Origin of the sequence: Endozoicomonas sp. GU-1 (genome assembly GCF_027366395.1) — a bacterium.
GTDB lineage: Bacteria > Pseudomonadota > Gammaproteobacteria > Pseudomonadales > Endozoicomonadaceae > Endozoicomonas.
In genome coordinates this window covers 4,381,448-4,402,487 of sequence record NZ_CP114771.1, presented here as the reverse complement: position 1 = coordinate 4,402,487, position 21,040 = coordinate 4,381,448, and the positions used below count along the sequence as shown (strand labels likewise).

At 49.0% G+C, this 21,040-nt stretch carries 12 protein-coding genes and 1 pseudogene; 8 read left to right on the top strand and 5 right to left on the bottom strand.

The genetic code is table 11. The features are described from left to right. Positions 1 to 43: 43 nt before the first annotated feature. A pseudogene (gene malE / locus O3276_RS18135) lies at positions 44 to 1,098 on the bottom strand (maltose/maltodextrin ABC transporter substrate-binding protein MalE). Between the two features lie 392 nt (positions 1,099 to 1,490). Next, positions 1,491 to 2,471: a LacI family DNA-binding transcriptional regulator gene (locus O3276_RS18130; RefSeq protein WP_269672593.1), complete on the bottom strand. Its 981-nt coding sequence runs from the start codon at positions 2,469 to 2,471 to the stop codon at positions 1,491 to 1,493. 310 nt (positions 2,472 to 2,781) lie between these two features. Between O3276_RS18130 and O3276_RS18125 the strand changes: the two genes are divergently transcribed. From O3276_RS18125 to glgX, 5 genes are all read left to right on the top strand, one after another. Next, a complete protein-coding gene (locus O3276_RS18125) occupies positions 2,782 to 3,051 on the top strand; it encodes a carbohydrate porin (protein WP_269672592.1) in 270 nt (89 codons plus the stop codon). A gap of 127 nt (positions 3,052 to 3,178) precedes the next feature. Next, positions 3,179 to 4,342, top strand: a complete 1,164-nt coding sequence (gene lamB, locus O3276_RS18120; protein WP_332328283.1) for a maltoporin LamB — start codon at positions 3,179 to 3,181, stop codon at positions 4,340 to 4,342. Between the two features lie 415 nt (positions 4,343 to 4,757). Then, a complete protein-coding gene (gene glgB / locus O3276_RS18115; protein WP_269672591.1) occupies positions 4,758 to 6,968 on the top strand; it encodes a 1,4-alpha-glucan branching protein GlgB in 2,211 nt (736 codons plus the stop codon). Between the two features lie 732 nt (positions 6,969 to 7,700). Next, positions 7,701 to 9,020, top strand: coding sequence for a group II intron reverse transcriptase/maturase (ltrA, locus tag O3276_RS18110; RefSeq protein WP_269672590.1), 1,320 nt, complete (start codon positions 7,701 to 7,703; stop codon positions 9,018 to 9,020). A gap of 308 nt (positions 9,021 to 9,328) precedes the next feature. Continuing rightward, the gene (gene glgX, locus O3276_RS18105; protein WP_269672589.1) at positions 9,329 to 11,440 is read left to right on the top strand and encodes a glycogen debranching protein GlgX; all 2,112 of its coding nucleotides are present in this window, start codon (positions 9,329 to 9,331) and stop codon (positions 11,438 to 11,440) included. 52 nt (positions 11,441 to 11,492) lie between these two features. Here the strand turns inward: glgX and O3276_RS18100 are convergent, their stop codons facing one another. Next, the gene (locus O3276_RS18100; protein WP_269672588.1) at positions 11,493 to 13,538 is read right to left on the bottom strand and encodes an alpha-amylase family glycosyl hydrolase; all 2,046 of its coding nucleotides are present in this window, start codon (positions 13,536 to 13,538) and stop codon (positions 11,493 to 11,495) included. Positions 13,539 to 13,995: 457 nt separating this feature from the next. Here O3276_RS18100 and O3276_RS18095 point away from each other — a divergent pair, with 457 nt between their 5' ends. Continuing rightward, complete coding sequence (locus tag O3276_RS18095; protein ID WP_269672587.1) at positions 13,996 to 16,416, top strand: glycogen/starch/alpha-glucan phosphorylase; 2,421 nt, start codon at positions 13,996 to 13,998, stop codon at positions 16,414 to 16,416. 105 nt (positions 16,417 to 16,521) lie between these two features. On the opposite strand, the gene O3276_RS18090 is transcribed toward O3276_RS18095, so the two are convergent. Together O3276_RS18090 and O3276_RS18085 are read right to left on the bottom strand one after the other, a co-directional pair. Next, positions 16,522 to 17,343, bottom strand: a complete 822-nt coding sequence (locus tag O3276_RS18090) for a serine protease (protein ID WP_269672586.1) — start codon at positions 17,341 to 17,343, stop codon at positions 16,522 to 16,524. A gap of 46 nt (positions 17,344 to 17,389) precedes the next feature. After that, complete coding sequence (locus O3276_RS18085; RefSeq protein ID WP_269672585.1) at positions 17,390 to 18,097, bottom strand: SapC family protein; 708 nt, start codon at positions 18,095 to 18,097, stop codon at positions 17,390 to 17,392. 286 nt (positions 18,098 to 18,383) lie between these two features. On the opposite strand from O3276_RS18085, the gene O3276_RS18080 reads away from it, so the two are divergent. Further along, positions 18,384 to 19,046: a class I SAM-dependent methyltransferase gene (locus O3276_RS18080; RefSeq protein WP_269672584.1), complete on the top strand. Its 663-nt coding sequence runs from the start codon at positions 18,384 to 18,386 to the stop codon at positions 19,044 to 19,046. A gap of 743 nt (positions 19,047 to 19,789) precedes the next feature. Next, complete coding sequence (locus O3276_RS18075; protein ID WP_269672583.1) at positions 19,790 to 21,001, top strand: hypothetical protein; 1,212 nt, start codon at positions 19,790 to 19,792, stop codon at positions 20,999 to 21,001. Positions 21,002 to 21,040 lie beyond the last annotated feature (39 nt).

Below are 21,040 nucleotides of genomic sequence, written 5' to 3'. Positions count from 1 at the left end.
GTCACGTCAATGTAAGCCTGCGCTACACCCCGTTTCGCAGTTTTTAGTTAGCAATCAGCTTGGCAGCGTTGTTCAGTGCCACTTCAACGGTTTCCTGACCGGTGGTGATATTGGTCAGGGCAGTCTGGGTAGCCGACCAGAACTTGCCCATTTCCGGCACGTTAGGCATCAACAGACCATTCATGACGTTCTGGTAAGTGGCTTCGATGCGTGGGTCCGCCGCCAGCTTCTTCATGTACGCCTTGTGAGCAACGGCACCCAGTGGCTTGTCGTTGTTCAGCGTGGTCAGACCTTCTTCGGTGAGGACATAGTTCTCGATGAACTCTTTAGCCAAACCCTGGTTTGGCGAAGCGTTGTTCAGAGCAGCAGCCCAGACGCCTACAAACGCACGGGATGGACTACCGTCGATAGAAGGCAGTGGCGCAACACCGTAGTTGATCTTGCTCTTTTCCAGGTTGGCCCAGGCCCATGGACCGGTGATCATCATCGCCACTTCACCCTTGTTGAAGCTGGCTTCCATCACACCGTAATCAACGCCCCGTGGCATCACGCCCGCGTCGATGATTTTCGCCAGCATCTTGCCACCTTTGATGGCACCGGCACTGTTTACACCGATATCAGAAACGTCATAGCCAGCAGGTACTTCCTTGAAGACATAACCACCGTTGGAGGCCAGCATCGGCGTAGTGAAGTAAGGCTGAACCTGATCCCACATGATGGTGGTGATATCTTCTTATCCAGCTCTTTTTTCAGTGCGAACATCTCTTCATAAGAGGCAGGTGCCGTTTTGATGATGTCCTTGTTGTAAATCAAGCCGATGGCTTCCATGGCTACCGGATAGCCGTAAACGTTGCCATTGTGCGACGTGGCCTGCCAGCCTTTGGCTTCGATATCCGCCTTGACACTGTCAGAAGGCTTAACAGGTGCCAGCAGACCGGATTCAGCCCACTCACCGAAACGATCGTGTGCCCACATCACAATATCCGGACCTTTGCCGGTAGCAGCAGCCTGCTGGAAACGGTCGGTCAGATTCTCGGGAATCTCAACCTTTACCTTAACGCCCAGCTCTTCTTCAAAACGCTTACCTACCACTTCCATACCGTTATAGGCTTTATCACCACCAATCCACACAACCAGCTCGTCGTCAGAGAACGCCATGGCTGTGTTGGCCCCCATGGAGATAGCCAGCGCAGAAGCAATCGCTGCAGCAACCGTTTTTTTCATCATCATCTCTACCTACTTCGGTATTTCCCTGAAGTCCTCAGGGTGATCATTGAAATTTTTAGCCTATTGTCGTTTAGATTGGAGTGAGCACTAGCATTCAAATTCGCACTGTCGAGACAAGAGACCTGAGAAACGGTCGGTATCATCAATGAATTGGTATCTGAAAGAAATCGTAAAACGTTTACAGAATGCCCACTTTCTGGGGTAATCCGTGAGCATTTGATACAAATCAACCTATTTTGTGCATTTTCAGGAAAATACCGGGCTCACGTCATAACACAGGAGGTCTGCCCTTTACGGACAAACACATCCAGCCAGCACCCACGAGGCTCACAGGATTTGATTGCCTCCATCACCAGCTCTGCCCCCTGAACGGCAATGCTGTCTATATCCTGTCGTACAGTAGTCAGCGAATGATAGCGATCATCATCAATGCCATCGTAACCCACCACCTGAACATCATCCGGTACCCGCTTACCGGTATCCGCCAGTGCCATGGAAATACCTGTGGCGACAATGTCAGAAAAGGCAACAAAGGCATCGGGCTTAATCCCCGATTCCAGCAAACCACGTATACGACGATAGCTGTCTAATGCTGGTAGACCGGTATCTACTGAAATTTCTATGGCTTCCGAGGGAATAAGCCCCGCTTCCAGCATCGCCCTGCGATAGCCCTGGTAACGCATGCACGAAACCGCATGATCACTGTGCAGGCAGACATAATAAATAGTACGACAGCCATTCCCGAGCAAGTGTGTGGTTGCCAGAAAACCACCCTGTTCATCATTGGAAGCGACCCAGAAATGTCCCTGCCGCACATCACCAATACTCACGTAAGGGGCTTCCTGCTCCTGAACCTTTTGATAGCGGGGATCTTCATGGTGCAACCCAATGCCAACAAAGGCTTTGGCCGACGTCATCAGCTCACCCTCCGGAGAAAACTTCACCCGCTTGACCCAATACCCCTGCCGCTCCAGCTCAATCTTCAGCGCTTCATACACTTTTAATGCAAACGGCGATATGGTTCCCAGATCCAGCCCCAGCACAACCCCCACCACAAAGGCATTCTGCCCGTGCAACTGCCGGGCCATATAATTGGGTTGATAGTTCAGCTCATGGGCCGCGTCCAATACCTTCTTGCGGGTACTTTCGGAAACGTATTTTCCGCCATTGAGCACCCGACTGACGGTGGCAATGGATAATCCTGCCAGCGCCGCCACCTGAAGAATGGTTGATTGCCCAGACACCTGATTCCTTCCCCAAGGGATTTATCCCTATATCAAATAACTGACATTGATTCGAAATATCACCAACCTTGGTAATATATTTTGTTTGCAGTGTTCACAAAAAGACACAGATCAATATTCAGCCAACTTCTTCTAAAAACCTTTTCATATTGCTCTTCACCCCACTAATGCCAAAGAATCCCACAGCCTAAAAAACGTCAACACGTTGTAACGCCTGCTGACAGAGTCTGGACGATTAATTTCGTTTCAGAGGGGGACTGCAGCATGCGAGATGGCGAACACACGACAACACATGTGAAGGAATTTGGTTGTGACCAAAGCAAGACTTCTGCCACTGGCTGGTGCTATTTCAGCTATCGTATTTTCTGCTGCTGCTTCTGCGGCGACTGTGGATTTCCATGGTGTGGTTCGTTCCGGCGTTGGCCTTTCTGCAGGCGGCGGGGATCAAGAAGCATTCCAGGCCAAGGGAGCTGCCTCAAAGTTCCGTCTGGGCAACGAAACCGAAACTTACGGTGAAATCAAGCTGGGTTCTGAACTGTTCAACAACGGTGAACAAGGCTATGTTGTGCTTAAGGGTTGAAAGCGATTTATTGGGATAATCGTATGAATTAAATAGCTTACTGGAGTGCAAGAAGGGCATGAAAATGAGCATTTTAGACTCTTAACAGCCTAATAGTGTTGTTTTTAATGACCAGAACCAACAGCTAATTGGTACCATATTATCTTCAACCTTTAAGCACAACATAGCCGGTGAACAATCTTTTTACCTCGACAGCAACATGGCATTTAGTGTTGATCAGGCTAAAGACTGGGAAGAAAAGAGTCCTGCATTCCGTGAGTTCAACGTTCAGGCCAAAGGTGTTTTAGGCTTTGCTCCTGAAGCTACACTGTGGGCTGGTAAGCGTTTCTACAAACGCCAGGATGTTCACCTTTCAGACTTTTACTACTGGAACGTTTCCGGTCCGGGTGCAGGTGTAGAGAATATTGATGTTGGCTTTGCTAACTTCAGCGCCGCATGGATTAAGAGCAGCACTTCTTTTGAATACTACAAAACCAATGACAATGCACTTAAGCGTGAAAATGCACAAAAGTTCGACCTTGATCAAAACATTATTGATCTGCGTCTGGAAAATATTTCCACTAACACCAATGGTACGTTAACGGTTGGCCTTGACTATGCATTTGGCAACCCTACAGGTTCATTTGCCGGTGGCTTTGCAGCTGATGGTTATGATAATGAAGGTAAGGCAAAGTCGAAAGCATTGGCAGCTGTTAAAGAGTCAGAAATGGACGACAGCGGCTACATGGTCACTCTGGAACATACCCAGAGCAATTTCTTCGGTGGCTTTAACAAATTTGTTGTGCAGTACGCTACAGATGCGATGACAGCCAGTGGTATGGGAACCAATGGCCAGGGTGTTTCAGAGCTTGCAACCGACAATCTTGATGGCCAGGATTTCTACCGGATTATGGATCATGGTTACGTAACTCTTGGTGATAATGTAGAAATGCAATACATCGCGAGCTACAACAATCTGTCATTTAAAGACAGCAATAAAGACGACCAGACTTGGATCAGTGTTGGAGCCCGTCCGATTTACTTCTGGAACGACATCATGAGTACTGCTCTGGAAGTCGGATATGATCAGGTTGAAAATGCTTTTGACAATGGTGACGACTCTAAATTGGCCAAAGTAACCATCGCCCAACAGTGGTCTGCTGGCCGTGGCTACTGGGCTCGTCCTGTTATTCGTGTATTCGGTACCTACGCCAAGTGGAACGACGAATCCAAGGGGCAGATTGGTGGCGCTGCATTTGCAGACGACACTGACGGCTTCACCTTCGGTGTTCAGGCAGAAACCTGGTGGTAAGTTGTTCACTGCACAGCCAGCGCAACCCCCTTCCAGTGCTTAGCATGGGAAGGCTCCGCCAGCCCTACTCCATGGCTGGCCTTCCTGATGCCTGTTAACTATGACATCAGGCAAAATTTCCACCTCCTGTGATTGTGTCTTTATTTGACGGGGCGCTGCCCCGTCTTTTTACTTCTCTGCTGCGCCAACCCTATCCTTACAATACATACCCAATTTCCGTTTACCCTGAGCTTTTCAAAGGTGGTGGTGTCAGACTTTGACATGCCCAATCTCAACAAAATCCGGAGCTAAAAACAGGGAAGTTATCTCTGGATAACCATCCCGCCTCCTGTAAAACGTTTACAACTTCCCACCATCTCATTTCATGGCAATAATGCCCGCGCAAAAAAAACCACCTCTTTCGCAGTGATTTGAAATGCCCAAAAAAAAGTTAATGGATGCGGAACTGCCACCGGTAACCCAAAGCCTGAGCCAGGTGATGCATGCCTCGCCTTTTTCCATCCTGGGAATACACCCCGGGCAGTCCGGTAGTGGTCTGACCATCCGCGCCTGGCACCCCGATGCCGAGTGCATCGAGGTTGTGCAGGAAAGCACGGGCAAATCACTGGGCAGAATGAACCGACTGGCCAATGGTCTTTTTGAGCTGAGCTTTCCCCAACGGAAAAAAGTCTTTTACTATCTGCTCAACATCACCCTAAAGGATGGGACAGAAGAACTCCGCTTTGATCCCTACCAGTTTGGTGAGTACACCCTTTGTCAGCGGGATATCGACCCGCTCCATCTGTACCGGCACCTGGGTGCTCTGAAAGTGGAGCATGCCATTACCCGTCAGCGCAGTGTTTCAGGCGTGTTGTTCAAGGTCTATGCCCCCCATGCCCGTTCCGTCAGCGTGATCGGTGATTTCAACCAGTGGGATGGTCGCTGCCACCCCATGGCCAGTGCTGACGACGGTATCTGGCGGCTGTTTGTCCCGGGCGTTGCCGAAGGTGCCCTGTATAAATATGAGCTGCACGATCAGAATGGTCAGCTGCTGCCGGAAAAAACCGACCCCTTTGGCCATAAAGTGGAACAGTGGCCGGGCCTCGCCTCCATTGTACAAACGGAAAGTACCTTTACCTGGTCCGACAGCCAATGGCTGAACAAACGTCAGCTGAACCATAACAAGCCCATGTCGGTTTATGAAGTCCATCTGGGCTCATGGAAAAAATCGAACGACGGTGGTTTTAAAAATTACCGGGAGCTGGCCGACGAACTGATCCCGTATATCCAAAAAACGGGCTTTACCCATATCGAATTACTGCCCATTGCCGAGCACCCACTCTACGAATCCTGGGGCTATCAGCCGGTTGGGTTGTTTGCCCCCACCAGCCGCTATGGTACACCGGACGACTTCCGCTACCTGGTTGACCAATGCCACCAGCACAATATTGGTGTGATTCTGGATTGGGTTCCCGCCCACTTTCCACAGGATGAACACGGCCTGTTCCGTTTTGACGGAACCGTTATTTATGAATATGAAGACCCGCAACGGGGCTGGCATCCGGACTGGAAGTCCTGCATCTACAATTACGGTTCGCCATGGGTACAGGATTTTCTGATCAGTAATGCCCTGTACTGGCTGGATGAGTTTCATATTGATGGCCTGAGGGTGGATGCCGTGGCCTCCATGCTCTACCTGGACTACTCCAGAAAACAGGGCGAGTGGACACCCAACCATCTGGGCGGCAATGAACACCTTGAGGCCGTCGCCTTTTTGCAGCGCCTGAACACTGAAGTTCACCGACTGCATCCACACTGCATGATGATCGCCGAGGAGTCCACCAGCTGGCCCTGCGTATCACGCCCCGGACACCCACAGAGCCTCGGCTTTGATTACAAATGGAATATGGGCTGGATGCACGACACTCTGGCCTATATGAAGCGGGACCCGATTTATCGTCAGCATCACCACCATGAAATGACCTTCAGTATGGTGTACGCCTATAACGAGAACTTTGTGCTCTCCCTCTCCCACGATGAAGTGGTTCATGGCAAGGGCACGATCCTCAGCCGTATGCCGGGCGATGACTGGCAGCGCTTTGCCAACCTTCGGGCCTATTACGGGTTTATGTTCGGGCACCCCGGTAAAAAGCTGATGTTTATGGGCTCCGAGTTTGGTGTGACCAACGAGTGGAACCCGGCAGAAAGCCTGAACTGGAACCTGTTGGAGCAGGGCCCTTACCACCAGGGCATGCTGGCGATGATCAGTGAGCTGAATACGCTGTATCAGGGTTACCCGGCACTGCATGAGCTTGATTTTGATCGTGACGGTTTTCGCTGGCTGATACTGGACGACCATGGTCAAAGTGTTTTTGCCTTTTACCGAACAGACAGCGCAGGTAAAACCATTGTCGTTATCAGCAATATGACACCATTCGTAAGGCATGATTACACCATTGGCGTTCCGGCCAGTGGACAATGGCAGGAAATCTTTAACAGCGATGAGCAGCGCTTTGGTGGCAGCCATATTGTCAACAATACCGTCTCAACCCGATCAGGAGAGTGGCATAACCACCCCCAAAGCATCAGCCTGACTTTGCCGCCACTGGCGACTATTATGCTGACCGTTGACTGGGCGGCTGACTGAGTGTATTGCAAAAACCTTGTCAATCTACGGAATCCTCGTTCACACTGAGCGTCCTTCGACTCCGCTCAGGATGCACGGACGAAGGGTGCTTGGCGCGATCTATCAGAGTCCGGAGTTTCCGCCCTTCTCGCGACAGGCTAAGCCTGAGAATGTGGGAGGTTCTATGAACTGAAATCATTCGTTGAAATCCAGTGGGTTCGACTCCCACCCGGTAGAGACTAACCATCAGCCGGAAGTGAGTTTTGCATAGTCAGGGGTAATCCTGGTTGTGAAGCGTAAACAGCGGGTACTAAAGCCGCGGGATTGAGCTCCGAAATGGACACCTTGTTGGAGGCTTCATTCTGAAGGGTATGGGGTCAGCACTGAAATGTCGAATTGGTGAGACATAATCAGTCCGACCGGAGTCCGAGACCGGGGCAAAGGTACAGGATGGATTTCTCAGGAACCTGCGAGATCCAGTGCTGACCTGAGTTAACTGGCCATTGGTTCTATGGCTGAACAGAACCCAGTGTCGTCAGGCTTCGCTTCAGGCCTGATGAGACAAAACATGAAGCAACACTCAGGAGTCTGGAAGCGAATCCATAAGTGACCGGATAGTAGGTGCTGGAAGTCTTAGTGTCCCATAGTACTGATGACAACGGGGAACTCTGCTCAGGAGGACCCGGACGAGGAAAGGGGACATCATAGTTATTGAACCGTTTGTGGGAAACACAAGAGGTACATTGAAACCTTATGTTTGTGTCAACGAAACAGAGACGGATAGCCAAACTGGCCAGAGACAACCAAGCCATGGCTTTCACCTCGCTAAATCAATACATGGACTACAACTGGCTTTTACAGGCCTATCAACTGACCCGCAAGGATGGTGCGACAGGCGTAGATAATCAAACGGCCGAGATGTATGAGCGACAGCTGGAGAGTAATCTCCTTAATCTGCTGGATCGACTGAAATCCGGTCAATATCGGGCCCCTGCGTTACGACGCGTTTATATTCCAAAAGGGAAAGGTCAGAAACGATCTTTGGGCATACCGACCTTCGAGGACAAGGTTGCCCAGAGAGCGGTGGCGATGTTATTGGAGCCTATTTACGAGCAAGATTTCTATAACTGCTCGTTTGGGTTCCGCAAAGGCAAGTCAGCGCATCATGCCTTACAAAGTCTACGTAGCCACATAATGCGAGATGGAGGTCAGTGGGTACTGGATGTGGACATCCAAAAGTATTTCGATACGATTGACCACAACCAATTAAGGCAGTTTCTTGCCAGAAGAGTAATTGATGGTGTGGTACGAAAACTGATCGATAAATGGCTGAAGGTCGGTATACTTGAGTCAGGGCAGCTCTGCTACCCGACAATGGGAACCCCTCAGGGTGGTGTTATTTCACCACTGCTAGCCAATATCTACCTGCACTATGTACTGGATGACTGGTTTATTCAAACTGTACAGCCAAGAATTCAGGGAAGGTGTAGTCTGACCCGCTATGCCGATGATTTTGTCATGGTGTTTCAAAACCCTGACGATTGTCGTCGAATAGAGAGGGTACTGCCTGAGCGTTTTAGCGTATATGGCTTGACACTGCACCCGGAAAAGACGCAAAGAATTGACTTTCGGGTTCAGCACCGGAGAGAAAATAAGCGTTGTGGACTTCCGATCAGCTTTGACTTCCTTGGGTTCACACATTACTGGGGTAAAACCCGGAAAGGTGGGTTTGCAATATTCCGGAAAACAGCCAAAGGGCTAGTAGCCAAAGCGCTGAAGTCATTCAATGAATATTGTCGTAAGCATAAACATGACTCATTGAAAGAACAGTACGACAAATTGAACCGGAAATTACGGGGACACTTTGCGTACTTCGGCATAACGGGAAACTACAAAGCCCTGAAAGCAGTACACCGTCGTGTACAAAGAATCTGGCATAAGTGGCTGGGCCGCCGATCACGGACAAGTTATATTCCGTGGGAACAATTCTCCCAGTTCCTGAAACGCTTCCCCCTGACACCGCCAAGAATCCTGCATCAGTACTACCATGGGCATCAATTAGTGAACCAGTAACTATGAGGAACCGGATGCCTTAATTGGGCTCGTCCGGATCTGTGAGGGTTGAGGTCGGTAACGACCTCTTCTACTCGGAGACGGGCTCAGGACGAACGGAGTGCGGAGGCACGACAACCAGTCAAACTCATTGAAACCATGTACTAGAATAGTCGGTATTGCTGTTTGCCTTGTTTTCCAGCAAGTCAATTTTTTATAAAAGTCTGTAATCGTTTACATCACCGTCGTGCTTTTCTGTCCGTGCCTGAAAACTAATAATACACGCTGTTTTTTTGATCACGCTATATAGAATAGAGCATCAACACGTTATGGATACGCCGTCTGCCACCCAGACCTATTCCGCCTTTCCCGGAAAAACCACCCCACAGGGTGCCACCTTGGTCAATGCTGATCTTGTGGCAGTGCCAGGCAATCAGTCGACAGGGGTTAATTTTTCTGTGTATGCCCCGCAAGCAGAACAACTGTTTTTATCGTTATTTGATGCACGGGGGAATGAAGAACAACTGAAAATGTTTCCTTCCGCTGAGGGCATCTGGCACCTTTATATTGAAGGTATTATCGAAGGTCAGCACTATGGCTTCCGGGCAGACGGTTACTGGTCGCCCAATACAACGCCGCGCTTTAACAAGAACAAACTGCTGATGGATCCCTATGCCCGGGAAATCAGTGGTGATGTGCAATGGTGTCAGGACATTTTTGACTATATTTCAGACGACAATGATCAATGGCTCTTCAACGAGCAGGACAGCGCCACCAAAATGCCCCGCAGTGTTGTGCGTGATGCTACCTTTGACTGGCAAGGCGTAACCCATCCACACACTCCGGACCAGCAGAGCATTTATTACGAAACCCACCTCAAGGGATTCACCAAAACCCACCCGGATATTCCGGAGGATATTCGTGGTACCTATCTGGGCATGTGCCACCCCATTACCATTGAATATCTGAAAAATCTTGGCATTACTGCCGTTGAACTGCTGCCGGTTACCTACAGTACCAGTGAAGAGCGACTCACTCACCTTGGGTTATCCAATTACTGGGGTTACAACCCGCTGTGCATGATGGCACCGCACACGCCTTATGCCATTTCCGACCCGGTTATCGAGATGAAAACCATGGTACGGGAGCTGCACCGTGCTGGCATTGAAGTGATTATGGATGTGGTGTTCAACCATACCTGCGAAGGTGGCCATGGTGGTCCATTCCTGAGCATGCGTGGTCTGGCTGAAACCGACTACTACCATATGAACAAACACGACGGTGACATTTCCTCGGAGAATTACAGTGGTTGCGGCAACACCATCAACTTCGACAGCCACCAGACTCTGCGCCTGACTATGGATGCACTGCGTCACTGGGTAGTGGAGTATCAGATCGACGGTTTCCGTTTTGACCTGGCCCCCACCATGGCTCGTCAGCACCGTAATTACAGTAAAGATGCACCTTTCTTTTATGCCGTGAGCCAGGACCCGATCCTGAGCCAGGTAAAAATGATTGCCGAGCCCTGGGATATTGGGCCGGACGGTTATCACATGACCGACTTCCCCTCTGACTGGCAGTCCTGGAATGATCGTTACCGCGATACCTGCCGGAAGTTCTGGAAAGGCAGCAAAGGGGTACAAACTGAAATGGCCTGGCGTTTTTCCGGTTCAGAAGACCTGTTCAGCGAACAAAGTTATCTTGCCACCGTCAACTATATCTGCAGTCACGATGGCTTTAACTTAATGGATCTGGTTTCTTACAATCAGCGCCATAATCTTGCCAATGGTGAAGATGGGCGGGATGGTGACGAGCACAATTACTCCTGGAATCACGGTGAAGAAGGCGTCACTGACAACCCGGACATCAATAAAGCCCGCCTGCGCAGCCGGAAGAATCTGGTGGGCATGTTAATGCTGGCCAAAGGCTCACCCATGCTGTTAGCCGGTGATGAGTTCAGCAACTCTCAGGATGGTAATAATAATGCCTATTGTCAGGACTCCCCCATCGCCTGGCTACACTGGGACTGGTTGCACAACACCGACTCTGACGGTGCACAAATGCACGATTTTACCCGACAAATGATGCATTTTCGTCGCAATGAACCGCTGTTGACCGATGATCTGGGCCACATAGAATACCAGTTACATTCCCCGAAGGGTGACGTCGTTGACCCTCTTCATTTCAGTGAGCGCCACTGTTACACCCTGACGGTTAAAATTCATGACCCGAATGATGCTGAAAAAGGTGCTATCTGGGTCATCATGAACGCTGGCAAACATGTAGGCAGAGTGTTGATCCCTGAAACCGGTCAATTCAAACACCGGATGGTGGTGGTGAATACTGACAAAGAGTCTTCTTTTATTCACGAACCGTCTGTTGATCAGTGCAGCTATGAAGTTCAGCCGCACAGCCTGATCATGCTTAAAGAGATGAATTAACAGGCAGGTCGGCAACTCCGAAGATGGGTTGCCGACCGGTTAATCTACGCAATTACTGTGCACAGCGGGAAACCATCACCTGATCAATCTCACCACTGTCTTTGAACGTTAAGCTCCATACATAGCGTCCCGCCTCCGGTATCATCACCGAGGTATCGGTACCATACCCACCGTTTTTCCCGGCAGCAGCCTGCCCCGGCTTTTGTGACAGATCAGCAGCCGTGTATTGCGGGCTCCAGCTGGCTGTGGCGTACTGGAAGCGATAGCTGCCTTTGCGCTCATTGGTGACGGTTTGATACACGCCGTTGCCTTTATATTGAAAAGCCCGGGCTGGCTTGTGCATCCAGTTAGAGTCCGGAAAGCTGCCCACGACAAACAGCGTGTCTTGTGCCGGGCCTGCTTCATTCACTGTTGGGTTATTGCACTGGGCCAGGAAACCTTCGCCGGTCATCGAGCTGGCATCTCGTTTGTTGACTTTTGGTCCGGCTGCAACAGGCCTGGCAATGCGCAGAAATCGTGATTCAAACCCTTTCATGCGAATGGAATATTCATTGTTTTTCGGGAAAAACACCTCTCCCGTGAGCAGATCCACCAGCCTCCCTTCGGAACCGGCTTCCGCTGTGGTCAGAGCTACCATCTGGAAAGCGCTGTCGGTACTGACCATATAAAGCAGGGCATCATCACCGCTTTGTTTGTGGTCGATATAGATCTCTTTTTCTGCACAGAGGTTGATGCGTTCACCTTTAGACAACGCTGGGTGCTTATCCCGCAGCACCATCAATGATGACACATAGTCTTTAAGATCACGCTGCTGTTGATTCAACTCAGCGGTTACCCCGTCAATTTTGGCACTGGTACGCCCCGAGTGGTCATCACACATACCACGAATGGCGCAGTTATTATCCGGCTGCTTTTCAGCAAAGTCTGGCGTTTCATCACCAATTTCATCGCCGTAATACAGCGTGATTGGTCCGGTATAAGCAGCCATAAACGACATAGCTGCTTTATGGCGCAGCCAGTATTCCCCATCGTCCGGATTGGCAATGCCGCCACGCTGCAGAAGATCACCAAAACGTAACACATCGTGGTTGCCCAGCATCAGATTTGGTTGCGCATGCGCCGGATAGAGTGAGTGCAGGTTCATGCCTTCATCCAACCAGTTACCGCCTTTGCCACCAATGCCGTTTTCATTCACTGCAAACGTTTCCACAAGGCGATAACGCATGGGGAAGTCAAACGCTGAACAGAGGGCCGGGGCTTCCTGACTGCCGTATCCCTCCTGCTGGATAGCATTTTCCTCTTTCCAGATCTCCGCCACCATGTAGCCCAATGGATTGACAGTTTCACCCTTGTGGTTATGGTAAGTCACTGACTGAGAAGCTTCATCCACAGCTTTGCGGATTTCTGTCCAGGCTTCGGTGGGCACCTGGTAGGCCTGATCCAGACGCCAGCCGTCTATTTTCAGCTCCTTCACCCACCAGGTGGCCACCTCCCGGTAAAATGGCAGACTCTCGGGATAGTCAACAGGATTGTGACTGCCAGAAGGCAGCAAACCAGATGGCGATGGCACGACACCGGACTGCTTATGATGGCCGAATACACCGTCAAAAAATACATACAGCCCTTTGGCATGGGCTTTTTCCACCAGCTCTTTCGCCTGTGCCAGGCTCCCGAAGCGTGGGTCAATGGCAAAATAATCCGTGGCAAAATAGCCAGTCGCATCCAGCCGGTCATCCCAGTGTGATTGGCCTGCAACGGGTTTCGAATTGAAGACTGGTGTCATCCAGATGGCATTCATACCCAGTGACTTGATGTAGTCCAGCGAATCAATTATGCCCTGCAAATCCCCCTGGTGATGACTGGTACCGTAGCCGGTGCCGTGACCGGTTCCCTTTTCTCCATCCACAAAGCTTTCGACCATAATCTGGTAAATTTTCAGGTCGTTGGCTTTTGCCCGGGTGCTGGCGCTGCAGTCATAGGCCGGTGTCAGGCTGGTGCTGGCCTTAGACGCTGTATCAGGTGACTGACTGGCACAGCCAGTCAGCAGTAAGGCAGAAAGCGCAGAGATGGCCACAGCCAATGCTTTTGGCTTCGTCATTGGGTCCTCCGATTGGTCACATTACATTGCTGAAAAGAGGATGGGGTAAGCTTAATGTCCACCCTAAGCAGAGTTGTATAACGACACAGGTCATGCGCCGCCCGCCATTATCGCTTTTAGCAGCCCCGATGCATTGATTTAAAGCATTTTTATTTTCTATTCAAAATAGTTGTAATCGTTTTCAGAGGTTTACAACAATGCGCAAAAGGTGAAATTAATTTACTTGACGCCTGTTTTTCACTTTGTCACATTGATGTTTACTTATTAAACAACAACACATGGTTGGTAGTGTGCAATCCCATCTTTTAAAACATTTCAATCAGCACAAAGACTGAAAGCGTTTACAAAACAACAAACCATCTTTTTCCATTACACTAGGATTCTTTTGCAAAGCCGCTGAAACAGATCATCAGCGAAAAAGCCAACCTGATAGCGCAACAAGAGTGATACGCATCACATGGATCAGAAAGCATTTACCATAGAGCTTGAAAAACACCTGCGTCGTGAACTGGGCACTACCCCGAAGCAAGCCACACATCGCGACTGGTGGCAGGCCCTCTCTCTGGTACTCCGTGACATTAATCTGGACCAGCTTCAGGAAAGTAGCCTGAGCGTCACCAAAGAGACAAAACCGCAACGTCATGTCTGCTACCTCTCCATGGAATTTCTGATGGGACGCCTGCTGGGTGATGCCCTGATGAACCTTGGACTTTACGAAACCGCAGCCACCCTGCTGCAATCCCACGGCGTACGCATTTCTGATGTTCTGGATCAGGAGCGGGACATGTCCCTGGGCAACGGTGGCCTGGGTCGTCTGGCCGCCTGCTTTATGGATTCTCTGGCCAACCAGCATATTCCAGCCACCGGGTACGGCATCAACTACCGCTATGGTCTGTTTCGTCAGATCTTTGTGGATGGTTACCAGAAAGAGAAGCCAGATGTCTGGCGTGAATTTGGCAGCCCGTGGGAAACCTGTCGTCCATCCGAGACCGTGGAGATTGGCCTGTTCGGTCATATGGAAATGGACAGCGATGGCAATAACCACTGGGTGCCTGGCAAGAAGCTTTTCGGTGTGCCCTGGGACATCACCATTCCATCCTTTGGCGGAAACTATGTAAACCGTCTCCGTCTCTGGGAAAGCCTGGTGGGTGCCTATCCTATCGATCTGGATAAATACAACCAGGGTGAGTATCTGGAAGCCTGCCGTAACCTGGTGGATGGCGATACCATTTCCGGTGTCTTGTACCCTGAAGACTCAACACCTCAGGGTAAAGATCTGCGACTGATCCAGCAGTACTTCTTCACGGCCTGTTCCCTCAAAGACATTATCCGCCAGTATAAGCAGCGTGGCCTGCCATTAAGCAGTCTGGCCAAACACTACGCGCTGCAATTGAACGACACCCATCCGGCTATCGCCATTCCGGAATTAATGCGCCTGCTGATGGACGAAGAAGGCATGGTCTGGAATCAGGCCTGGGCCATCACTCAGGAAATGTGCCACTACACCAATCACACCCTGTTGCCAGAGGCCCTGGAGAAATGGTCTGCCTCCCTGCTGGACCGTGTTCTTCCAAGACACTTGCAAATCATTGAGATGATCAACTACGTCTTCCTGAACGGAGAGGCTAAAGAACAATGGGGCGACAATGTCGAGATCATCAAGAAAGTCAGCATCTTCGAAGAGCTGGACAACGGCGATCGTATGATCCGCATGGCCAACCTGTCGGTGATTGGCAGTCGTCGGGTTAATGGTGTTGCCGCGCTGCACAGTGGGCTGGTTAAAGCCAATCTGTTCCCCGAGTTTGACGCCCTGTATCCCGGCAAGCTGGTCAACGTCACCAACGGTGTAACCCCAAGACGCTGGCTGGCTCACTGTAACCCGGGCCTGGCACGACTGCTGGATCGAAATATCGGCAAAGAGTGGCGTACTGACCTGGACCAGCTGGAAAAACTGACACCACTGTCGGAATCTCCTGATTTTCTCGATGCCTTTGCCAATGTCCGTTTCAAAAACAAGGAGCGACTGGCGCGGTTGATTGAGAAGGAGTGCAAGGTCACCGTTAACCCCAATGCGCTGTTCGATGTTCAGATTAAGCGACTGCACGAGTACAAGCGTCAGCAGTTAAACCTGTTGCACATCATCAGCCTGTATCACGAAATGCTTGATAACCCGGATGCCGAACATACCCCACGGGTCTTTATTTTTGGCGCTAAAGCCGCACCAGGTTATGTAATGGCCAAACAGATTATTCTGGCCATCAACAAGGTCGCCCAGGTTATTAACAACGATCGTCGTTTGGATGACTGCCTGAAAGTGGTATTCCTGCCGGATTACCGCGTCACCCTGGCGGAACAGATCATTCCTGCCGCCGATCTTTCCGAGCAGATCTCCACTGCCGGTTTTGAAGCCTCCGGTACCGGCAATATGAAGCTGGGCCTGAATGGTGCACTGACCATTGGGACACTGGATGGAGCCAACGTGGAAATTGCTGAAGCGGTGGGCGATGAGAACATCTTTATCTTCGGAAAAACCGTCGATGAGATTGCCGAACTGCAGCAGCAGGGTTACAACCCATACCATTATTATGAGAGTAATCCGGTACTGAAGCGGGCCATTGACGCCCTGATGAATGGTTCCTTCTGCCAGCACAAGCCCGACCTGCTGAAACCCGTTGCGGAAGATCTGATGCATCGTGACCAGTTTATGGCTCTGGCTGACTTTGACAGCTATCGCGAAGCTCAGCAGAAAGTATCCGACACTTTCCGTAAGCCAAGGCTCTGGTGGCGCAAGGCGGTGCTGAATACTGCACGCCTGGGTCGATTCTCTTCGGACCGGTCTATTGCTGACTATGCTGAGAAGGTTTGGAATAGTAAATAATCAGGTGGTTTTGGCAGCTTACTGAGCGTGAGCTGCCGCTAATTATTCTTGTTAACCTGTTCCCAAACCACTGACTTTCTGCGCTCCAACGTGACGGTACTGAGCTCAAATATCTGGCACTGTCTTCCTTACCCAACCCAACAGTTCAACGATGTTGGTATAGACTCCCGGGTAACCCGGCTCAGCACAGCCATAGCCCCAACTTACGACACCCAACTGGTACCAGGTACCCTGGTGGTTATAAACCATGGGACCACCACTATCGCCCTGACAGGAGTCTTTGCCTCCTTCATCAAAGCCAGCGCACAGCATATTTTTGGTAATAGCACCGTCATAATGTTGCCCGGAGTTGCAAAGCTCTCTCTCCACATAGGGCACCTGAACCACATGTAGCGTGTCTGGTTGTCCTTTCTCATACCCCAGGGTTCCCCAGCCCATCACCTCAAATACTGAACCTTTATTAATGTTTGCAAAGTGTTCTTCAGAAATCAGACGAACAGGTTCAATACCCTCAACGTCCTGCTCTAATTCAATAATGGCAATATCGCTATCGATGGTTTCATCGTTATAGTCTGGATGTATATAAAGCCTTGCCACCCGGTAGAAGCGGCCAGTGTCCGGTTCACTGAGTTTATGCCCCCCCAACCAGACGGAAATAAATTCGGCATAATCCTGAATATCTTCGACGCAATGGGCAGCCGTCAGGACATACTTGCCACCAATGTAAGCCCCGCCACAAAAATGCACCTCTCTCAATACTCTTAATGACGCCATATAAGGACGGGAAAATGGAGAAAGCTCATTACCACCAACAATTTTTATTCCTGAATAGTTACTCGCCTTTTCAGGATGCGCACTGACGCTTACAGCAAATACTAAAACTAATTGACTTAATGCCAACACGGCCATCTGTAGGAGTTTTTTCACTATTGAAGTCCCTTTCAATGTTAAAATCACAAATAGGTCATGGATATTACAGTTGTATTTTCTGTCGTTTAACAAGACGGTTTAATGCACCCAGAGAGTGTAAGTGTGCATAGGTCCACGCCAGCCAACCGGAATCAAACCAGCTTTTCACTTTTTCTTCGGGAATGGAATTCAGTTTTTTCTCATCAATAACTAATAACCCTTCGAGCCTTAGGGGCTTATCCTTCTCCAGGAGAATTTGGAGATTGAACGGAGATAACAGATCAAGCGCTTTTAATTCATGACAATAATCAAGGGTATTCTTGTACTGCTGATCATAGTTATTAAGAAATTGAATAATGTTATTCAATGTTTCTGTATTTTCACCGTCATCACTGAAAAGCGCTTCACCTTCCTCACCAGCAAACTGACTGGCTTTCTGATCAAAGCAAACCGAGCCTTCATCGGTCAGGGCGAAAGGATAACGGCGGATAAAAGCAGGAATATAGCTGTCACTCCAGCTGCCCGCCTCACCCAGGTGCTTATGCCCTGCATCCATCAGCGAAAGCAGGGCAAGGGGGAAAAAGTTGCCCTGCTCATCCTTACTGAAGAGCACTGGCATATCACGGCTGGCTTCAAAAAACTCGATACCGGTCAGTGGTACAGAGTTTACCTCTTCGGTGAAAGAGTAGTCGTCAGATGCCTTGAACTTAAGGGTCTTATGCACTTCCCGGTTGAGAAATGCCGGCTCATTGTAAAACAGTAATGTTGCCATAATCAGGGGGCCGCCTCTCTTGTTTTGTCTGGGTATAAAACCACTTCTAAAAATAGTTATTTTGACATTTTTAAGCTGACCTGAGCTTAAAATTTTTACATAGCACATTGAAGGTATCAACGAATAAAATGTTATATGATTGTTAAGGGTAAGTGATTGCTGCATAAGAATGATGACAATGAATAAAAACCACTCATTTTCAGGCTTCATTCCTGACTTAATAGTCAGTAATAACAACCATATCTTTGATTTATTTTTTCTCAGGAATTAAACGGAGTCCCCACCAATGTCCACTGAAACCCTGCAACTCAATGATACGCTCTATCAATATATTTATAACGTTGGTCTACGTGAGCACCCGGCATTAAAAGAGCTCCGGGAATTGACCAGCCACCATCGCTACCGAATGATGCAAATTTCTGCCGAGCAAGGGCAGCTTATGGCCATGCTGGCAAAACTATCCAATGCCCGCAGAACCATAGAAATTGGTGTTTTCACCGGTTACAGTGCGCTCTCTGTTGCCCTGGCACTGCCCGATGATGGGGAGCTGATTGCCTGTGATATCAGCAGTGAGTATACCAACATAGCCAAACCCTTCTGGGAAAAAGCCGGTGTCTCTGAGCGGATCAAACTTCACCTGGCTCCGGCGTCTGAAACCCTGGATCAACTGATCAGGAAAGGTGAACTGGATCAGTTTGATATGGCCTTTATTGATGCGGATAAAACGGGGTATGACGTTTATTACGAACAATGCCTGCAGCTGGTTCGCCCTGGTGGGCTGATTCTTATCGATAATGTGCTGTGGAGCGGGAGAGTAGCTGATGCAGAAGCAAGTGATGAAGACACTGCTGCCCTGAAAGCATTAAACCGGAAAATTCACGACGATGATCGTGTGGATATGATGATACTGCCTGTTTCCGATGGGCTTACCATTGCCATCAAGCGTTAAGAATAATGAGCACAGAGAGTTAATCGTTCCCACACCGCAGAGGCTGTCGCGAAAGTCTTTTTAATCTGTCTTTTGCGACAACCTCTCCAGCCTGGGAACGAGACAATTTTATTTGGGGTTCTTTTCCATTCTCACTGACTCCTCATAACTTGGAGGCGGTTCATCAAAAGTCTGTGTACCCGGAGGGGATAGCCGATAGTCTAAAGAATCATACGCAGGAGGAGCTGACGGCATTGGAAAATAGTCATCTCCCTCAGGATCAGCAGGAGGAAATGATGGTGTTGGGAATGCCACAAGCTCCCTTAGAAGACTCAGCAGGATCATCATGAGAGGCATATCGTCACAAATTTTTCCTTCAGGCTGCTGAGTATTTAGACCGTCTTCTTTCTTTAAAACCCACTTTTACCACCAAAATAACGTAATCATTTGATTTTGAAGCATATATTCTATTCGAATATATGGTTGGCACGATTTTTAATCGTTTAAAATCAAAATGTTACCAAGGGGTGGTGAAGGTCGGTTAAAAAATCAACAATCACTGTTTTATTAAGCTCCTCTGCCTGCTACAGAAAACCCAAAAAGCCAAGAGTTAGCATTACTAATCGACTGGTTAGTGCTTTAAGAAAAAAAAATCATTTAATATTTTTTCAATTGGTCAGAAACTGATAGAAGTATTTTATCAACTCCCTGCCAAAAATTGTATACACCATCCAAATACCAGCAATTAACACAAGGAGTGACCTATGCTTGACGGAATTTCTCAATCAGAAAAAATGAAGCACCTGACTAAAGAAGTACCAGCTCAGCAAGGGGACGATAGAGCTGTCGGGTCCAAAAGCCAAACAGGCTCAGATAAACCACTCTCTCACAGGTCAGTCTTAACTGCTCGAAAAAGACCGGCAAATTTTACAGATGGCTCTCTACAGCCCAGTAAAATCGCGAAAAGAACATTAGAAGCAGAGGTTATACCAGTCAAATATGAGCAGCTACTTGCTGAGCAATCTCCAGAATTCAAGGCGTCCGAAAAACTCCCGCTAATGACAACTGCTACGCCCGATCAAATAGCATCTAACAAAACGGAGTCACCATTTAAAGCTGATGATATTACTGTTAATGATTCAGAGTTTCAGCAACCACCTGGAAAAATAAAAAAACTTACCATGGCGATTAAAATCTTTTCTAAAAGCTTTAAGACAATATCTGATTACAATAATCCAGAGACTGACCGGAGTACCCGGGTAGAATCAATACGTAACCGGGTTTTCACCGGAACCACTGCCGTTTTAAGCATACTAACCGGAGCAATAATCTTAAAAGGTTTTTTACATTATGTGGATTCCTGGCGTGAGTCGGAAATCGAAGGTTGCGAGTACACAATTGGTTTTATTTATGCTTTCGGTTCACTTCTGACTTATGGGGCTTTTGGTATTGGTTGGCTACTTACCGAGGGAATCTCTCGCCTCGTGACTTCAACCGTGGCAGCCTCGGTGGATACCCGTGAAAAATTAGCCGAAATGATTACCTTTACGTCACCAAAAGAGCGGTTTTTAAAAAAATATCAAAGAATGGAGGAGTCTCTCACCGCATTGCGAATCAAGCTTATCGATGCAGAGCTTGCCAAAAAGTTAAGAGATAGCGTACACAGAGAATCAGATATTGAGGCCAAAGAGCACGCTAGGCAGGAGACTGCCATTTTGAATCCGGACATTGACAAAGAGAAATGGCATGATTCTTTACAGCGCTATTTCGTCAGGGAGTGGTATGAGTTCTATTGGGAGGATATTAAGAATCTGAAGGATGACATCCGTAAAACCGAAGATTGGCTTAACAGGGCTGCCAAACAGAAAGAACTGCTCGCTAATGAACAGCGGGAACTGGAAGAACTGTATGATGACGTTGCTCCACCGATTGTCGGGAAGTTGGAGCTGAAACCGCTTAAATTGATTCGTGTTTAATTCCACTAGAGGTGACTTATCCGGCTGGGGGTTACCGTC

What these genes read in the sequence shown, in the direction of transcription:
- O3276_RS18100 (WP_269672588.1), bottom strand. Translation starts at nt 13,538, where the DNA reads ATGACGAAGCCAAAAGCATTGGCTGTGGCCATCTCTGCGCTTTCTGCC.
- O3276_RS18095 (WP_269672587.1), top strand. Translation starts at nt 13,996, where the DNA reads ATGGATCAGAAAGCATTTACCATAGAGCTTGAAAAACACCTGCGTCGT.
- glgB (WP_269672591.1), top strand. Translation starts at nt 4,758, where the DNA reads ATGCCCAAAAAAAAGTTAATGGATGCGGAACTGCCACCGGTAACCCAA.
- O3276_RS18080 (WP_269672584.1), top strand. Translation starts at nt 18,384, where the DNA reads ATGTCCACTGAAACCCTGCAACTCAATGATACGCTCTATCAATATATT.
- O3276_RS18075 (WP_269672583.1), top strand. Translation starts at nt 19,790, where the DNA reads ATGCTTGACGGAATTTCTCAATCAGAAAAAATGAAGCACCTGACTAAA.
- ltrA (WP_269672590.1), top strand. Translation starts at nt 7,701, where the DNA reads ATGTTTGTGTCAACGAAACAGAGACGGATAGCCAAACTGGCCAGAGAC.
- glgX (WP_269672589.1), top strand. Translation starts at nt 9,329, where the DNA reads ATGGATACGCCGTCTGCCACCCAGACCTATTCCGCCTTTCCCGGAAAA.
- O3276_RS18085 (WP_269672585.1), bottom strand. Translation starts at nt 18,097, where the DNA reads ATGGCAACATTACTGTTTTACAATGAGCCGGCATTTCTCAACCGGGAA.